Below are 14,471 nucleotides of genomic sequence, written 5' to 3'. Positions count from 1 at the left end.
GTTGCCGCGATGGGGCTCAAGCATGGCTAGCTGGTGCGCCACGCAGTGGGTGCAAGCGACGGATGTCACGGCTAGTCACCGTCGCTGTCCTTGAAGCCTATGGTCACGCCTACCGCATCGGCTACTTGCAATTCGATGATGCCTTGCAGCTTCTTGATGCTATCGAGAAAGGGTTGGATGCTGGCAGGCTTGGCGGCTGCGCTGGCGGCCATATCGGCAGGCAGCTTGGCCAGGTGTTCGCGGGCGATGGCAAATTCTTCGCGCAGGTGCTGGGCCAGCAGGGGTTTTTCTACCGCCAGCCGGTCGACGAAGCTGGGTGCCTGGCGATTATCAAGAAACAGCTGTTCCAGCGCATTGAGCGTGGCCGCCATGCCGGCATGGGTGCCGTGGCTGCGCCAGGCATCGAATATCTGGCGGGTGGGTTTCTGGGTCAGCTTGGGGCTGCCCAGGCGGCCCACCTTCTTGTCACGCAGTGCTTCCACGCTGCCGGCGATCAGGTTGACGGCCTCCTCAAAGGCCTGGCGGCCTGCATCGGTATCCAGCGCAGTGCTGCTGTAGCCTTGCCAGTCCTGTTGCAAGGACTGGGCTTCGCTTGCAACATCGGCCGCTAGTGCCTGGGTGTACTGGCAGCGCTGGCGGAAATGCAGGCGGCCCAGCTGCGCATTGGCCCGGTCATCCCCCCACAGCAGGTATTCCAGCGCAGGCAGGCCCTGTGCATTGGCGCCGACACTATCGGCAATGGGGGCATCGCGTTCCACCAGCCGCACGGCTTCTTCCACCTTTTGCGGCTTGACCGGCCAGGCGTCTATCTGCCAGGCGGTACGGCGGCTCAGGGCCGGCCCCATGGGTAGCGCCTCCACGGCACGCCAGGCCACATAGGTTTGCAGCCAGGCTTGCCGGGCGGCCCGTATCTCGCTGTTGCCCAGGCGTTTGCACAGTGCATCCACGCTGTCTTTCAGCACCAGGCTGCTGGCTTGCAAGGTCTGCACCCGGCCCAACTGCTGGCTTTGCCACGCCTTTACCACGGCAGTGGCATCCAGCCCCTCTGCATGGACGTTGAGCAGCGAGCCGCAGGCGAGGGCAATCAGGGCAGGGCGTAGCAACATGCGCGGTATTCCTGGTAAGGGTGAGGCTGGGTATTGGCAGGGCCGGCGCGGGGTAGGCGCCGCCCTGAAAAGCTACAGAGACTGCAGGAAGCGGGTTAAGTTCTCGCGATCGGTGCGGCTGAGCTTGAGTACATGCTGCTTGCTGGCTTCGGCTTCGCCACCGTGCCACAGCACTGCCTCCATCAAGTTGCGGGCGCGGCCATCATGCAGGTAGCGGCTGTGCTTGTTGACCGTCGGTACCAGCCCCAGGCCCCACAGCGGTGGTGTTTTCCAATCGCGGCCGCCAGCGGCATAGTCGGGTCGGCCATCGGCCAGGCCTTCGCCCATATCGTGCAGCAACAGGTCGGTATAGGGATAGATGGTCTGCTGGCCCAGTTGCGGCACCGCCTTGAAACTGCCGGTAGTGTAGCTGGGTACATGGCAGCTGGCGCACTGGGCCTGGTGGAAGACTTCACGGCCACGGCGTACCTTGGGGTCGTCCTGATGGCGGGCAGCCGGCACGGCCAGGGTACGGCTGTAGAAGATGACAGACTCCATCAGGTGATCGGCGATCTCCAGCTTGCCGCCGCTGGGGGCTTTGCGGCAGTCGGTCTGTGCCTTGGTGCACTCTTCATGGGGGAAGCGGCGTGAGGTGATGCCGATGTCGCCCAGGAAGGCGCCTGCGCTCTGGTGCGCCACGCTGCCGGTGTTGGCCTTCCAGCCGTAACGGCCTATCACCATCTTGCCGGCATAAGCGTCCCAGACCCGGTTGGGCCTGCCCTTGATATCGCCACCCGTGGCGGCCTGCCGCTGGGCATTGGCCAGGATATCGCTCTCCTTGATGGCCTCCAGCAGGCCCAGGCCTATCATCTGTGGCGCAATGCGGGGGGACAGCATGGTCTGCGGGTGCATGGCGCCATAACCCAGTTCAGTCAGCTGATAGCTGGGCTTGAGCAGGCTATAGCGCTCACCATCGGCAAACTGGCCGCTGATCTCCTGGTAGCGGATCTGTACCTGGCCCTCGGGTTTGACATCGGGGATGGCATCGTTGTTGAACTGGCCGCCGTAGACCGGTTCGCCCACGGGGCCGCCATGCGCGTCTGTGCCGGGTATGGACAGGCGTATCAGCAATGCCAGTGGCTGTTCGGTCTGCAAGCCGTTCTCGAAGCTGGGTGGGGCGCCGCGGCCGTCCAGCGCATGGCAGGCGCCGCAGGAGCGGGCGATGAAATGGGGGCCCAGGCCGTCGCGTGCCGTCGTGGAGGCGGGCGCCTCTACCCAGTTTTTCTTGAAGAAGGAGTTGCCGATGACAAAGGTTGTCCGCTGCTGGTCATTGAGATTGGCAGCGGGCAGGGAGAAGGCATTCTGGCCGGCATCGATGGTGGTGGTCTTGCCGCCAGGCAGGGCCTCGTCCGGGCTGTAGGGCGGAACCAGGGACACACCGGTGGCGAGCACGGTGCCGGTCAGTATCAGGGGAAGCAGCAGTTTCATATCGGGGCCGGGAAACGACAAAGAGGGCATGGCCGCTGTGCGGTCATGCCCCCAGGGTGGGCGATCCCCCTGGGTAAGGGGGACGGGAATTATACGTTGGTATTGAGGTTCTTGATGCCCAGGCTCTTGGCGGCGCTGACTATGCCCTTGGCCTGCTTGCGCAGGGCATCGATCACGGCGCGAACGCGCTGGCGACCGGGGGCGGTGTTCTTGCCGACGATCTCCTGATCGAACGGTGCCTTGATTTCGCCAGCGAGCTTGACCGAAGCGGCAATGTCGGCGCTGGTCTTGTCAGCTAGTTTGGCATCTTTGGCGGCGACCAGTGCACGCAGCGAGGGGCCGGCCAGCACGGAGCCATCGGCACGCTTGTAGCTGCCTTCCCAGACGTTCTGTATGCCTTGGGCGTTGGTCACCACATCGCGGTGGGTATTGTCGGCAAAGCAGCTGTGCTCGTCTTCCTGTGCCTTGGAGGCCAGTGCCACTTCCATGCGCTCGCCAGCCAGCTCGCCATGCGAGAGGGTGCCGATACCGGTCAGCATTTTTTGTACGGCAGCCGGGTCGGCTACGAACTTGGCGCGGAAATTGGCGGCATTGGGCGCCCATTCGCGGCTGACGCTGGCCAGGTCGTCAACCAGCAGGTCGCTGACGATCTTCAGGTAAGCACGGCGGCGATCGGCATTGGGGGCCTTGCCGTCCACAAAGTCGGTATAGGGGCGTGCACCTGGGCCGTCCTTGGACAGATCCTGGCCCCACAGCAGGAATTCGATGGCATGCCAGCCGGTGCTGATGTTCTCTTCGCCGCCCTTCTCATTGAGGCCTATCAGTGCGTCGCGGCTGAGCTTGGCCTTGGCGTTGTTGACCACGCCAGCCTTGGGTTTGCCCTTGACGTAGTCGACATAGGCCTCGTCCATCGGCCAGGCGTTAATCTGGCCTTCGGGGCCATTGTCGCCATCGATGGGGCCGCCATAGAAGCGGAAGGCTTCGGTCTGGCCATACCATTCGCGGGCAGCCAACCAGCTCTGCCGGGCTTTGTTCAGGCCTTCCTCAGAAGGGGCGGCCAGGAAGGCGTCGATGCTGGACTGCAGCTGCTTGGCGCCAGCCAGGCTGTCTTCATAACCTGCGTGCACCAGCGCGGCGTAATGGTTGGCCACGGTGGCGGGCGTAACAGGCTCGGCTGCCTGGGCAAACAAGCTGGTGGCCAGGGCGGCGGCGATCAGGCAGGGGCGGAACAGCGACATGGCGAGCTTCCTCTTGGAGGGATGGCGTTTATACGAAACCATAATGCTAACGGTAATGGGAATTGTTATCAACCTTGCCAGTTGACGCTGCGCGCTTTGTTGGTTTTTGGTGCATCCCTGTGCGGCGGGCAGTGGGCGGGTGGGGTTAAGCTCGCGCAGCAAAGCTGGCGCTTGGATAGTTAGCCTTCTAGAGCAGGGTATACAGGCGGGCCATGGCGGCGCATAGCACACCAGCGATGAGGGTGTGGGCGCTACGCCTTAACCAGCCGGGCCGGCTGCTGCCGGCCACGTAATGCACCAGCAGTGCCCCCAGGGTGGCTGGCGCCAGTTGCCAGCTGGCCTGAGTCAGCCAGCAGGGCCAGGCTACGGCCGATACACCAAGCAGCCAGCTGGCCGCCGTCAGCCGCGTGGCCCGGCCTATATAGCCTCGGGCGGGCGAGGCCAGCCCCAGTTGCAGCAGCTCCTCGGCAAGTATGCTGTCGGGCTCTTGGGCCAGGCGCTGGCAGGTGGCCTGGGCGGCCGGGTAATCCTGGCCGGCGGCAATCAGCAGGCCGGCCAGGCCCAGGGCCGACTCGCTGGGGGTGAGTGCTGCGGCGACTTCGGCATGCTGGGCTTGTAGGGTTGCACGTAGCCGGCTGGCCTGGCGCCAGCTTTGCCAGGCAAAGGCGCTGGCACCCAGTAGTGCCAGCATGATCAGCAGCAGTTCACGGCTGGCATTGAGGCTGTCCAGCCCCCATAGCGTGCACAGCAGGCACAGTGCCAGCAGGGCCGCGTCCTCCGCCCGCTTGGCCAGGGGGGGCTGGTAGGGAAGGCGGTAGGGCGCCAGGCCGCTCATGCCTGCGGCAGCCAGCCAGGGCAGCAGGCGGCGACCTTGGCCGCGGGCCAACAGCCATGCCAGCAGGCGCACCCACCGTGGGGGCGTGGCAATAGGCAAGGTGGCGGCGATTTCCAGGTGCCACCATTGCCGTGGCGTGCCGGACGCACTATCTGCCAGGGCAAGATGCAAGGGACGGGTGTGCTGGGGAGCGAGGCGCATCAGCTGGAACAGCGGGGGGAGCGGGCGTGGATGGCGGGGGCGGGCGTCCGCATCAGCGGGGCGGCTCATTCGTCCGGGGGGCTGGCGTCAGGATGGGGCGGCGCATCCGTCAGCAGGCGCCAGGCGCCATCCAGCAAGCCTTCTATGGGTTTGAAGCGGGTTTTGTAGGTCATCTTGCGGCACTCTTCTATCCAGTAGCCGAGATAGACATAAGGCAGGGCCAGTTCCTGCGCCAGGCTGACCTGCCACAGCACGTTATAGGTGCCATAGCTGGCCTGTGGGTCGTCAGGCTCAAAAAAGGTGTAGACCGAGCTGAGACCGTCATTCAGCTTGTCTATCAGGCTCACCATCTTCAACTGGCCGTCCAGGCGGAACTCGGCCAGGAAACTGTCTACCTGGCTCTTGAGTATGAAGTTCTCGTACTGCTCCCGGTTGTCCTCGTCCATACCCCCGCCGCTGTGGCGGCTGAGCTGGTAGCGATGGTAGAGGGCGTAGTGTTCGTCGCGGTACTCCAGCGGCAGCATGGTGACACTGAGATCACCATGGCGCCGCAGTATGCGGCGTTGGGTGCGGTCGGCAACAAACTCGTTGCTGCGCAGGCGTACCGGTACGCAGGCACGGCACTGGTCGCACCAGGGGCGATAGGTGAACAGGCCGCTGCGCCGAAAGCCGTTGCGCACCAGTTGGCTGTAGATATGGGTATCGATCAGCTCCGCCGGTATGGCCACCTGCGAGCGTGCCATCCGGTCATCCAGATAGCTGCAAGGGTAGGGGGCGGTAGCGTAGAACTGCAGGCGTATCAGTTTGCTGTCGCTGGGATGGCTCATGGCAGGCGCCCTTCGCTGGCTGACTGATGGCGATAATGCCATGCACCGGCCTCGGCCGGCAGGGCGGTCAGCCTGCGCAGTTCGGCCAGGAAATCCACGCGGCCGATCTCACGCCCGCCGAAGCGAGCCAGATGGTCTGTCCGCATCTGGCAATCGATGAGGCCATAACCCTGTTGCTGCAACCACTGCACCAGGTGCACAAAGGCCAGTTTGGAGGCATCGGGACGCTGGGTGTACATGGATTCACCGTAGAACATTTTTCCTATGGCCACACCATAGAGCCCGCCCACCAACTCACCGTCCATCCAGCACTCAGCCGAGTGCGCCCAGCCCAGCGTATGCAGGCGGCAGTAGGCATCGATCACTTCGGGCACGATCCAGGTACCGTCCTGGCCGGGCCGGGCGCTACCGGCGCAATGGCTGATCACGCTGCGGAAGGCGGTATCGAAACGGATTTCGTAGGGCTTGTGGCGCAAGGTCTTGGCCAGCGAGCGGGGAATGTGCAGCTCGCTGGGCACCAGCACCATGCGCGGATCGGGGCTCCACCAGAGTATGGGCTCGCCAGGCGCAAACCAGGGAAAGATGCCCTGATGGTAGGCAAGCAACAGGCGATCAGGGCTGAGATCGCCGCCAGCGGCCAGCAGCCCATTGGGTTCGGTCAGCGCGCTTTCCAGTGGCGGAAACGCCAGCGCGCGGCCCAACCAGGGAATCATCGCGCCTTCAGTTTGCCGGCCAGACGGGTCTGGCAGTCGGCGCAAACGCCGTACAGGTACATGGCATGATCCTGTATCAGGAAATGATGCTGTTCGGCGATGGTGTCCTGACGCTTTTCGATTTCAGCATCGTAGAACTCCTCTACCTTGCCGCATTTGACGCAGACCAGGTGGTCGTGGTGCCCGCCCTGGTTCAGTTCGAACACGGCCTTGCCGGACTCGAAGTGATGGCGTACCAGCAGGCCTGCCTGCTCGAACTGGGTCAGTACCCGATAGACGGTGGCCAGGCCCACGTCGTCCTGTTCGTCCAGCAGCAGACGGTAGACGTCTTCTGCGCTCAGATGGCGCTGCTCGCTGGTTTCGAACAGATTGAGGATTTTCAGACGCGGGCCGGTAGCTTTCAGGCCGGCATCCTTGAGGTCACTTGCTTTGCTCATGATCACGTCCAGGATGAATGATTAGGCTATGATACGGCACTTCTTGGGCTGAACGCAGTCTCCTCCGTCTACTATCGATTCCAGTATTCCATCCATGCGTACATTGCTGATCGCCACTTTGCTAGCCTCGCTTACCGCCTGCAGCTACCTGACTCCCTACAAGCTGGACGTGCCGCAAGGCAACGCCGTCACCGCAGACCAGGTGGCCAAGCTCAAGCTGGGCATGACGCGTGCGCAGGTGCGCTTTGCCTTGGGTACGCCACTGCTGGTCGATGCCTTCCACCCCAACCGCTGGGATTACCTCTACTACGATAGCAAGGGTGGCAAGGTGGAGCAGAACAAGCGCTACCATGTGTTGTTCGATGGCGATCGCGTGATAGGCATGGGTGGCGACACCTTGCCGGCCCGTGCCAGCGTGGCTGACAAGGCCCCCAAGGATCCGCGCGCCACGGCGGCGCCGGAGGCTGCTGCGCCGGTGGCGAAATGAGCGGCCCCTTGCGCGTTGCCATTGCGGGCACCTCGGGCCGCATGGGCCGGGTATTGATAGAAACCGTGCTGGCGGCTGGCGACTGCCGGTTGACGGTGGCGCTGGACAGGGCGGGGTCAGCCAGCCTGGGGCAGGATGCAGGACACAATCTGGGCCAGCATACTGGTGTGGCTATCCGTAGCGATGTGGCTGCGGCGCTGCGTGAGGCCGATGTATTGATTGACTTCACCCGCCCCGAAGGCACGCTGGCCCACCTGGCCATTTGCCGTGAACTGGGGGTGAACCTGGTCGTGGGCACCACCGGCTTCGATGAAGCCGGCAAGGCGGCGCTGAAGGATGCTAGCCAAGATATAGGCATCGTGTTTGCCCCCAATATGAGCGTGGGGGTCAACCTGACCTTCAAGCTGCTGGAAATGGCTGCCAAGGTGCTGGCCGAAGGTTACGATATCGAGATCGTCGAGGCGCACCACCGCCACAAGGTGGACGCTCCTTCCGGCACCGCGCTGCGCATGGGCGAAGTGGTGGCCGACGCCCTGGGGCGCGACCTCAAGACCTGTGCGGTCTATGGCCGGGAAGGCGTGACCGGTGCCCGCGATCCATCCACCATCGGCTTTGCCACCGTGCGTGGCGGCGATGTGGTGGGTGACCATACGGTGATGTTCATGGCTGATGGCGAGCGGGTGGAAATCAGTCATAAGGCCAGTTCACGCGCCACCTTTGCACAAGGCGCTGTACGCGCTGCGCGCTGGCTGAAGCAGCAGCCGGCGGGGTTGTACGATATGCAGGATGTGCTGGGCCTGCGCTAGGGAGAGCCTGGCGCTGGACGCCGGCGCAGCCTAAAACAGGTGCTCGGCATCAGGTGTGGACGATGGCGGAAAATCGACACTTTTGTCGCCCGCCCAGCACGAGAGACAAAAAACGGGGAGCCATGTGCTCCCCGTTTTGCTAGGCTCCAGCTACCTCTTACTATTTTGCATGGAGCCTGCCGCATGACCTTCCATACCACCGATATCAGTGATCATCAGGGCGAACGGGTGCAGGTGGCTGACACTATCTTCCGCCATTTTGGCCAGCGCGGACGGTTTGCCGGGCAGATTGCCACGCTCAAGGTATTCGAGGACAACAGCCTGGTGCGTGCTGCACTGGAAACCCAGGGGCATGGCCGGGTGTTGGTGGTGGATGGCGGCGGCAGCCTGCGCTGTGCCCTGGTTGGTGGGCAACTGGGTGAGCTGGCGGTGCAGAATGGCTGGTCCGGCATCGTGGTATGGGGCTGCGTGCGCGATACGGCCGAACTCCAGGGCCACGATGTCGGCATCCTTGCGCTGGCTAGCCACCCACGCAAGAGTGTGAAGAAAGGTGAGGGCAGCCGCGACTTGGTACTACACTTCGCAGGTATCAGTTTTGTCCCTGGCCACTGGTTGTATGCCGACGAGGATGGCTTGCTGGTCGCGCCTGAACCCGTTATCTGATAACCCGGCCTGCGTGCCCTGGGCCGGCACGCACAGGCCCTGATGCGGCCCTTTGAAGCCAGGCAAACACCATGCATCAGCGTTCCCTTTCCGCCCTGGTGGCGGACCCGTCATCCACCGTTAGGCTGTCCTTGCGCGCCATCCTGCAGGGTTGCGACGTGGGCCGCATTGATACCGCCTCGACCATCAGCGAGGCGCGCCGCCGATTGCTGGACAGCAAATACGATCTGGTGTTGTGCGAGTTCCATTTCGAGTCGGAAGAAACGGGCCAGGATCTGCTGGAAGAGTTACGCGAGAAAAAGCTGCTACCGCTCTCCACGCTGTTCTTCATGGTCACGGCCGAGGCCAGCTATGCCAAGGTGGTGAATGTGGCGGAGGAAACCCCCGACGACTACATGCTCAAGCCGGTACAGGCCGGGGAGTTGTCGGAGCGCATAGAGAAGGCCTTCAATCGCCGCCAGGCGCTGATGGAAATCTATGAGGCGCTGAACGACAAGCACTACAACAAGGCGCTCAAGAGCGCACAGCAGATGATGGCGGTGAAAACGCCCTACCTGGGCGATATCGTCAGGCTGGCTGCCAATATCCTGTTCCGCCTGGGGCGGCTGGAAGAAGCCGCCACCATGTACAAGCGTATCCTGGCCACCCGCAATCCGGCCTGGGCCAAACTGGGCCTGGCCAGGGTGGCTTTGCGCATGGGCGACAAGGCAATGGCCGAGACGGCCATGCTCGATATCGTCAACCTGCATTTCCGCTACCTGCCGGTCTATAACCAGCTGGCCGAGTTGTACCTGTCGGAAGAGCGTTACGATGATGCGCTCGATATCACCGAGCAGGCGCTCAAGATCACGCCCAACAACCTCAAGCGCCTGCAGCGGGCGGGGCAGATAGCCTGGAGCCTGGGGGATGCGACCAAGGCGGCCGAGCACCTGGGCCGTGCGGTGCGCTTGAATGGCAAGGCGGTAGACCTGGATTACCGCAGCATCTTTCACCTGGCCCTGCTGCAGTTCAACGCGGGCGGGCTGCCCGACGGCGCCAGCCTGGTCAAGCAACTGCTGGCCAAGTGCAAGGCCGAGGAGCTGGGGGTGGAAGGGCGTCGGGGGGAGTGGTATGCCGAGCTGGCGCAGGCGGCGGAATCAATCGCCCGGCGCGAGCCGCTGGCGGCCATCGATGTCATGCGCAAGCTGGCGACACACTGGGACGCACCGGATTTTGACTTTGCCTTTGCGCTGGATTACCTGGCCTTATTGGCACAGCTGTATGCCGAGGATATCGCCAGCACCCTGATAGCCTGGATAGAGCCCATCGCCTTGCGGTTTGACAGTGGCCGGCATGCCGACCAGCTGTTGGTGCAGCCCCTGGTCAAGCACCCCAAGCTGGTGGAGGTGATCACAAGGGCGGGCGAGGTGATAGCCCAGACCACCAATCAGGCGGCCAAGATGATGGTGGAGAACGACTCACGTGCGGCCGCCGAGCTGTTGATCCAAGAGGGGCAGCGTACCCGCAACAACCGGCTGCTGGCGGCGGCGGCCAATGCCGCCGCAAAGAACTATCTGAGCTACAAGGAGCCGGCCTTCAGGCAGCAGGCTGAGACCTGCCTGGCCTTCATGGTGCCGGCCGACGACCAGCTGACCTTGCGGTTGCGGGCGCAGATGGGCAGTGTGAAGGTGGCCGATGACACCGCTGACACAGCCGCCGCTTCGGTCCCGCCAGCGGACGGTAGCGACTAAGCGCCGCTCACAAAGACCATCTGGTGTGTGCAAGCTTGCCGTACCCATGTACTGTCTGCTGCGCGCGCCATCGCTAGCACGCTTAGCCAGATCCGCTGCGCTGAAATAGGTTATCAGCGCCAAGCTGGAACTTTTTTGCCGCCAGCACTGAATACGGGTAGAGGGTGCCGTGTCGGGCACCCATAACCCGAGCCCAATGTGTCCGCCCTAGCCCAGCCTACCGATGCCGAGCTGCACCACCGCCTGATGGCGGGCGACGAGGCGGCCTTTACCCAGGTCTATCGCCGCCACAAGGATGTGGTCTACCGCTTTGCGCTGATGCTGTGTGGCGCCAGCGGACTGGCTGCCGATGCCACCCAGGAAACCTTCTTGCTGTTGATACGCGAGCCTGCCCGGTTTGATCCGGCACGGGGTGGGCTGTCCGCCTTTTTGCTAGGTGTGGTGCGCAATCTGGTGCGGCGGGGGCGCGACGACCAAGCCGTCGCGGCGCCGGACGAGGACGACGCGACCGCCGACTGCAGCCATGACCCCACCCCACTGGCGACCCTGCTGGCGGGCGAGACCCTCAACAGCCTGCATCAAGCCATTTTGTCCCTGCCATTTGCCTACCGCGAAGCCCTGGTGCTGTGCGATCTGCAGGAACTGCCCTATCTCGATGCTGCCAACGTGATCGGCTGCCCCATCGGCACCGTGCGTTCGCGCCTCAACCGCGCCCGCGCCCGGCTGGCTGAACTGCTGGCCGAACACGCGCCCTTGCGCCTGGAGACCACCTTATGACACCCGATGAGAAAGCCCTGCATGCGGCCTATGCGCCGCTGCGCCAGGACCTGGCCACCGCAGTGCCGCCTGCCGGCCTAGAGGAAGGTCTGTTGGCCGCCTTCCGCCAGCAGCATGCCCCCGTCAGCCGTTGGCAGCGGCTTTTGCAGTGGTTACGGCAGGACAGGGGGCTATATCTCTCGCTGGGCGGCAGCTGTGTGGCCGCCCTGGCGGCCTTGATGTGGCTGCGCCCCATGCTGTGGAACGAGACACAGGCCTTGCAAGCTGCCCCTGCCGGCACCTTGGCGCCCGCCGCCAGCACCGAGCTGACCACGGCTTTTTTCCCCCTGGGCGACCCAGCCCGTATCGAGGCCGCCCAGCATGCCCGCATGGTGAGGGTGTCCATGCCCAGGGCCTCGCTGGCGGCCTATGGCTTGCCGGTCAACCCGGAACTAGCCGACGAGGCCATCGAGGCCGACCTGCTGGTTGGCGACGATGGCGCACCGCTGGCCTTGCGCTTTGTACGCGGTAAATACCAACTGATCTGAAAGGAATGCCATGACAACCCAATATCTGCCGCTGGGGCTGCTGCTCTGCCTGCTGACCCCCCAGGCCATGGCCGACGAGGTGGTGGAGGAGCGCATCGTGCTGGCTGGCGATCCATCCCCCGCAACGGGCGGCGGCAAGAGCACGGTGGAGAAGCGCATTATCATTACCCGGGTGGGTGGCGAAGGGGTTGGCGCACCGCCTTTACCGCCGCTCCCCCCGTTGCCGCCCACGCCGGAGATGATCAACCTGCACATGCCCGGCATGCCCTTTGCCGATGGCAATACCCTGGCCTTTGCCGGGAGTGAGTTTGGCCCCGCAGCCAACGTCAAGGGCGCGCCCTATAGCGCCGAGGCCATCAGCGAGAAAGTGCAGACCCTGCTGGATGGCAATCGCATCGTGAAACGGACGGTTACCCGGCTGTATCGCGATGGCGAGGGGCGCAGCCGGCAAGATACCTTGAACGATGATGGCAGTGTCCGCAGTGCTTTCATATTCGACCCTGTCGGCGGCGCGCATTGGCTGCTGAGCCCAGGGCGCAAGACGGCCACCAAGCTACCTTTCCCTGTGATGCCCAATGCGCGGGTCGAGGTGCGGCACCATGAAGGTGGGCCGGAAAGCGACGGCCAGGCAGGCAAGGAGCTGAGGGTGGAGCGCAATGTGGTGGTGTTGCGTGGCCAGGATGGCAAGGAGATGCGCCTGGAGCATGGCAGCGAACCTGAGTCCGGCGCGGCCCGCAAATCCTTGGGTAGCAAGGAGATAGAAGGGGTGAAGGCAGAAGGCAGCCAGCTAGTCCGTATCATACCCGCCGGCCGTATAGGCAATGAAAAGCCTATCCAGATCGTGACGGAGCGCTGGTACGCACCGGAGCTGAAGGTGGTGCTGGCAACCCAGACCCGCGACCCACGCAGCGGCGAATCCAGCTATAAGCTGACCAAGCTCAAGCGCAGCGAACCAGCCAGCGACCTGTTCAAGCCGCCGGCTGACTACAAGGTGCGTGATGTCATGGCCAAACAACCCAAGGCACCAACCCCACCGGCCCCACCCGCACCACCCAAAGCACCTTGAACACCAGCCGCTGCGGCGGCTGGCCTGGTACTAGCAGAGGGATAGCTGATACACCGTGCGCCTGGGCTGGTGCTCATACCCGCCCAGCCGCACATGCAGTGCCATGGAAGCGCTGTTGCTGCTGGCCACCATGGCACGCAGATGGTGCACCCCCCGCCGCTGCAGCACCTCGCCTGCCTGGGCATACAACGCCGCAGCCAGGCCCTGGCCTTGCAATGCCGGCATGACCCCGACGGCATCGACCTCTACGCCGCTGACCAGCAAGAAGGCCTGGTAGCGGCCCTGCTCATTGACCAGCACGCGGCTCACTGTCCAGTCTGCAGCCGACCATTCCTCCCGCATGGTGTTTTCATCCGGCACCGGGGCGTTGGGCACCTGCTTGAAGCACTGGGCATAGCATGCGCGCAGGGCAGGCCAGTCTATCTCGGCGTAGGGCAGGCTACGCAGCCCTGCTGCCAGCGTGGTGCTGCCGGCAATCGGCAGGGGGAGCGCCCAGTGGACAAACTCGAACACCGGCACGAAGCCGGCAGCCAGCAGCGCCGCCTGCTTGGTGGACTCGGCCGCAACGGCGCTGATGCGCAAGCGTTTGGCGCCAGCCTCGCTTGCCATTGCGACTACCCGGGCAATCAGCAAGCTGGCTACCTCCTGGTCTGCTGCCACTACCGGTGCGCCATAGCCGCAGCCATCCTGTTTTATCCCCAACAGCACCCAGCCTGCACAACCCACCGCCCGGCCATTGCGCCATGCCAGGCAGGCGTGCTGGCCATGGCCGCGTGCTACGTCGGTCAGCTCCTCGGCCAAGCCCGGTTGGGCGTGGGGGGCCAGCAAGTCATCGCGCAATTGCTGCAATGCCGGTAAGGCGGCAGGCTGCAGAGGGGTCAGGGTGATGGTGTACACGGTAGCGTGGCTGGGCTTGGGGCTGCAGAGCACCAACGGGCTCATGCGGCGGCCCGCTGGCGGCAGCGCTGCATCAGCTCGCGTACATCGGCCGGCGGCGCCTGTTCCAGCCGGCGGTATCGAGCGCCATCGGGCGTGCGCTCCAGCAGGCGGTAGTTCACCAGTTCGCGCCGCAGCAGCACATGGTCGCCAAACACCTCGCCCTGTCTGATGTAGTCATTCACTTCGCGCTCAGTCATATCCTGTCGGGCCGGCAGGCGGGCCCAGACAGTCCAGAGCGCGGGCAATTGTTCCGAGAACTTGCCGGGCCAGCGCAGCAGGCGACCCTGCGCATCGAAATGGCGCAATAGCCGCTGGGCGTTGGCCGGTGCCACCATCTTGCCGGCCACCAGCCTGGGGCTGGTGAGGGGAGGTGGGGCGACGGGCGGCGCGGAGACTAGCGCCTCGGTGCCTTCACGGAAATGCTGGAAGTTCTGATAACCGGCAGCGCGCGCCAGCATATTGAGCATCTGCAGATGGCTGGGGGGCGTGCTGGCACCTGCCCATTGCTTGACCAGCGAGCGGGCCAGGGAGGAGATATCGTCAGTGTGAAACGGAAAAACGGGACGAGACATGGTCGATTCCTTGTCGTCGTGCCTGCAGTCCAAGCTGCATGCCATGGTCGCCGTTGTGGCCTGGCACTCGGGTTTCGAGC

The 14,471-nt window shown here is 64.0% G+C and carries 16 protein-coding genes; 7 read left to right on the top strand and 9 right to left on the bottom strand.

Annotation, left to right across the window (positions count from 1 at the left end; translation table 11 throughout):
- Positions 1-71: 71 nt before the first annotated feature.
- From V7714_RS02560 to fur, 7 genes are all read right to left on the bottom strand, one after another.
- Positions 72-1,106, bottom strand: a complete 1,035-nt coding sequence (locus V7714_RS02560; protein WP_335387840.1) for an imelysin family protein — start codon at positions 1,104-1,106, stop codon at positions 72-74.
- Positions 1,107-1,178: 72 nt separating this feature from the next.
- On the bottom strand, positions 1,179-2,573 hold the full coding sequence (locus V7714_RS02555) for a di-heme oxidoreductase family protein (protein ID WP_335387838.1): 1,395 nt from the start codon (positions 2,571-2,573) through the stop codon (positions 1,179-1,181).
- 89 nt (positions 2,574-2,662) lie between these two features.
- Complete coding sequence (locus V7714_RS02550; RefSeq protein WP_335387836.1) at positions 2,663-3,811, bottom strand: imelysin family protein; 1,149 nt, start codon at positions 3,809-3,811, stop codon at positions 2,663-2,665.
- 187 nt (positions 3,812-3,998) lie between these two features.
- Entirely contained in the window at positions 3,999-4,916 is a 918-nt protein-coding gene (locus tag V7714_RS02545; RefSeq protein WP_335387834.1) for a hypothetical protein, read from the bottom strand.
- Entirely contained in the window at positions 4,913-5,674 is a 762-nt protein-coding gene (locus tag V7714_RS02540; protein WP_335387832.1) for an arginyltransferase, read from the bottom strand. The genes V7714_RS02545 and V7714_RS02540 overlap by 4 nt, the downstream gene beginning before the upstream one ends.
- Complete coding sequence (gene aat, locus V7714_RS02535; protein WP_335387830.1) at positions 5,671-6,387, bottom strand: leucyl/phenylalanyl-tRNA--protein transferase; 717 nt, start codon at positions 6,385-6,387, stop codon at positions 5,671-5,673. The genes V7714_RS02540 and aat overlap by 4 nt, the downstream gene beginning before the upstream one ends.
- Positions 6,384-6,824: a ferric iron uptake transcriptional regulator gene (gene fur, locus V7714_RS02530; protein ID WP_335387828.1), complete on the bottom strand. Its 441-nt coding sequence runs from the start codon at positions 6,822-6,824 to the stop codon at positions 6,384-6,386. The genes aat and fur overlap by 4 nt, the downstream gene beginning before the upstream one ends.
- Before the next feature lie 94 nt (positions 6,825-6,918).
- Between fur and V7714_RS02525 the strand changes: the two genes are divergently transcribed.
- From V7714_RS02525 to V7714_RS02495, 7 genes are all read left to right on the top strand, one after another.
- Positions 6,919-7,311, top strand: a complete 393-nt coding sequence (locus V7714_RS02525; protein ID WP_335387826.1) for an outer membrane protein assembly factor BamE — start codon at positions 6,919-6,921, stop codon at positions 7,309-7,311.
- Complete coding sequence (gene dapB, locus V7714_RS02520; RefSeq protein WP_335387824.1) at positions 7,308-8,117, top strand: 4-hydroxy-tetrahydrodipicolinate reductase; 810 nt, start codon at positions 7,308-7,310, stop codon at positions 8,115-8,117. Before V7714_RS02525 ends, dapB begins: the two co-directional genes overlap by 4 nt.
- A 183-nt stretch (positions 8,118-8,300) precedes the next feature.
- Positions 8,301-8,780, top strand: coding sequence for a ribonuclease E activity regulator RraA (gene rraA / locus V7714_RS02515; protein ID WP_335387822.1), 480 nt, complete (start codon positions 8,301-8,303; stop codon positions 8,778-8,780).
- Positions 8,781-8,851: 71 nt separating this feature from the next.
- Positions 8,852-10,510, top strand: a complete 1,659-nt coding sequence (locus V7714_RS02510) for a response regulator (RefSeq protein ID WP_335387819.1) — start codon at positions 8,852-8,854, stop codon at positions 10,508-10,510.
- 198 nt (positions 10,511-10,708) lie between these two features.
- On the top strand, positions 10,709-11,287 hold the full coding sequence (locus tag V7714_RS02505) for an RNA polymerase sigma factor (RefSeq protein WP_335387816.1): 579 nt from the start codon (positions 10,709-10,711) through the stop codon (positions 11,285-11,287).
- Positions 11,284-11,814 (top strand): hypothetical protein, encoded by a 531-nt coding sequence (locus V7714_RS02500; RefSeq protein ID WP_335387813.1) that lies wholly within the window; start codon positions 11,284-11,286, stop codon positions 11,812-11,814. Before V7714_RS02505 ends, V7714_RS02500 begins: the two co-directional genes overlap by 4 nt.
- Before the next feature lie 10 nt (positions 11,815-11,824).
- Complete coding sequence (locus tag V7714_RS02495; protein WP_335387811.1) at positions 11,825-12,880, top strand: hypothetical protein; 1,056 nt, start codon at positions 11,825-11,827, stop codon at positions 12,878-12,880.
- Between the two features lie 30 nt (positions 12,881-12,910).
- Here the strand turns inward: V7714_RS02495 and V7714_RS02490 are convergent, their stop codons facing one another.
- Both V7714_RS02490 and V7714_RS02485 read right to left on the bottom strand, forming a co-directional pair.
- Positions 12,911-13,822 (bottom strand): GNAT family N-acetyltransferase, encoded by a 912-nt coding sequence (locus tag V7714_RS02490; protein WP_335387808.1) that lies wholly within the window; start codon positions 13,820-13,822, stop codon positions 12,911-12,913.
- Positions 13,819-14,391: a DUF2087 domain-containing protein gene (locus V7714_RS02485; protein WP_335387805.1), complete on the bottom strand. Its 573-nt coding sequence runs from the start codon at positions 14,389-14,391 to the stop codon at positions 13,819-13,821. Before V7714_RS02485 ends, V7714_RS02490 begins: the two co-directional genes overlap by 4 nt.
- Positions 14,392-14,471: the final 80 nt, after the last annotated feature.

It is taken from the genome of Chitinimonas sp. JJ19, assembly GCF_036961565.1.
Classification (GTDB): Bacteria; Pseudomonadota; Gammaproteobacteria; order Burkholderiales; family Chitinimonadaceae; genus Chitinimonas.
The sequence above is the reverse complement of the archived record's forward strand: the minus strand, read 5'-3'. Positions and strand labels throughout refer to the sequence as shown.

Bases quoted from the DNA above. Each gene is read 5' to 3' on its own strand.
- dapB (WP_335387824.1), top strand. From the start codon at position 7,308: ATGAGCGGCCCCTTGCGCGTTGCCATTGCGGGCACCTCGGGCCGCATG.
- V7714_RS02540 (WP_335387832.1), bottom strand. From the start codon at position 5,674: ATGAGCCATCCCAGCGACAGCAAACTGATACGCCTGCAGTTCTACGCT.
- V7714_RS02525 (WP_335387826.1), top strand. From the start codon at position 6,919: ATGCGTACATTGCTGATCGCCACTTTGCTAGCCTCGCTTACCGCCTGC.
- V7714_RS02560 (WP_335387840.1), bottom strand. From the start codon at position 1,106: ATGTTGCTACGCCCTGCCCTGATTGCCCTCGCCTGCGGCTCGCTGCTC.
- V7714_RS02485 (WP_335387805.1), bottom strand. From the start codon at position 14,391: ATGTCTCGTCCCGTTTTTCCGTTTCACACTGACGATATCTCCTCCCTG.
- fur (WP_335387828.1), bottom strand. From the start codon at position 6,824: ATGAGCAAAGCAAGTGACCTCAAGGATGCCGGCCTGAAAGCTACCGGC.
- aat (WP_335387830.1), bottom strand. From the start codon at position 6,387: ATGATTCCCTGGTTGGGCCGCGCGCTGGCGTTTCCGCCACTGGAAAGC.
- V7714_RS02555 (WP_335387838.1), bottom strand. From the start codon at position 2,573: ATGAAACTGCTGCTTCCCCTGATACTGACCGGCACCGTGCTCGCCACC.
- V7714_RS02545 (WP_335387834.1), bottom strand. From the start codon at position 4,916: ATGAGCCGCCCCGCTGATGCGGACGCCCGCCCCCGCCATCCACGCCCG.
- V7714_RS02500 (WP_335387813.1), top strand. From the start codon at position 11,284: ATGACACCCGATGAGAAAGCCCTGCATGCGGCCTATGCGCCGCTGCGC.
- V7714_RS02490 (WP_335387808.1), bottom strand. From the start codon at position 13,822: ATGAGCCCGTTGGTGCTCTGCAGCCCCAAGCCCAGCCACGCTACCGTG.
- V7714_RS02495 (WP_335387811.1), top strand. From the start codon at position 11,825: ATGACAACCCAATATCTGCCGCTGGGGCTGCTGCTCTGCCTGCTGACC.
- rraA (WP_335387822.1), top strand. From the start codon at position 8,301: ATGACCTTCCATACCACCGATATCAGTGATCATCAGGGCGAACGGGTG.
- V7714_RS02510 (WP_335387819.1), top strand. From the start codon at position 8,852: ATGCATCAGCGTTCCCTTTCCGCCCTGGTGGCGGACCCGTCATCCACC.
- V7714_RS02550 (WP_335387836.1), bottom strand. From the start codon at position 3,811: ATGTCGCTGTTCCGCCCCTGCCTGATCGCCGCCGCCCTGGCCACCAGC.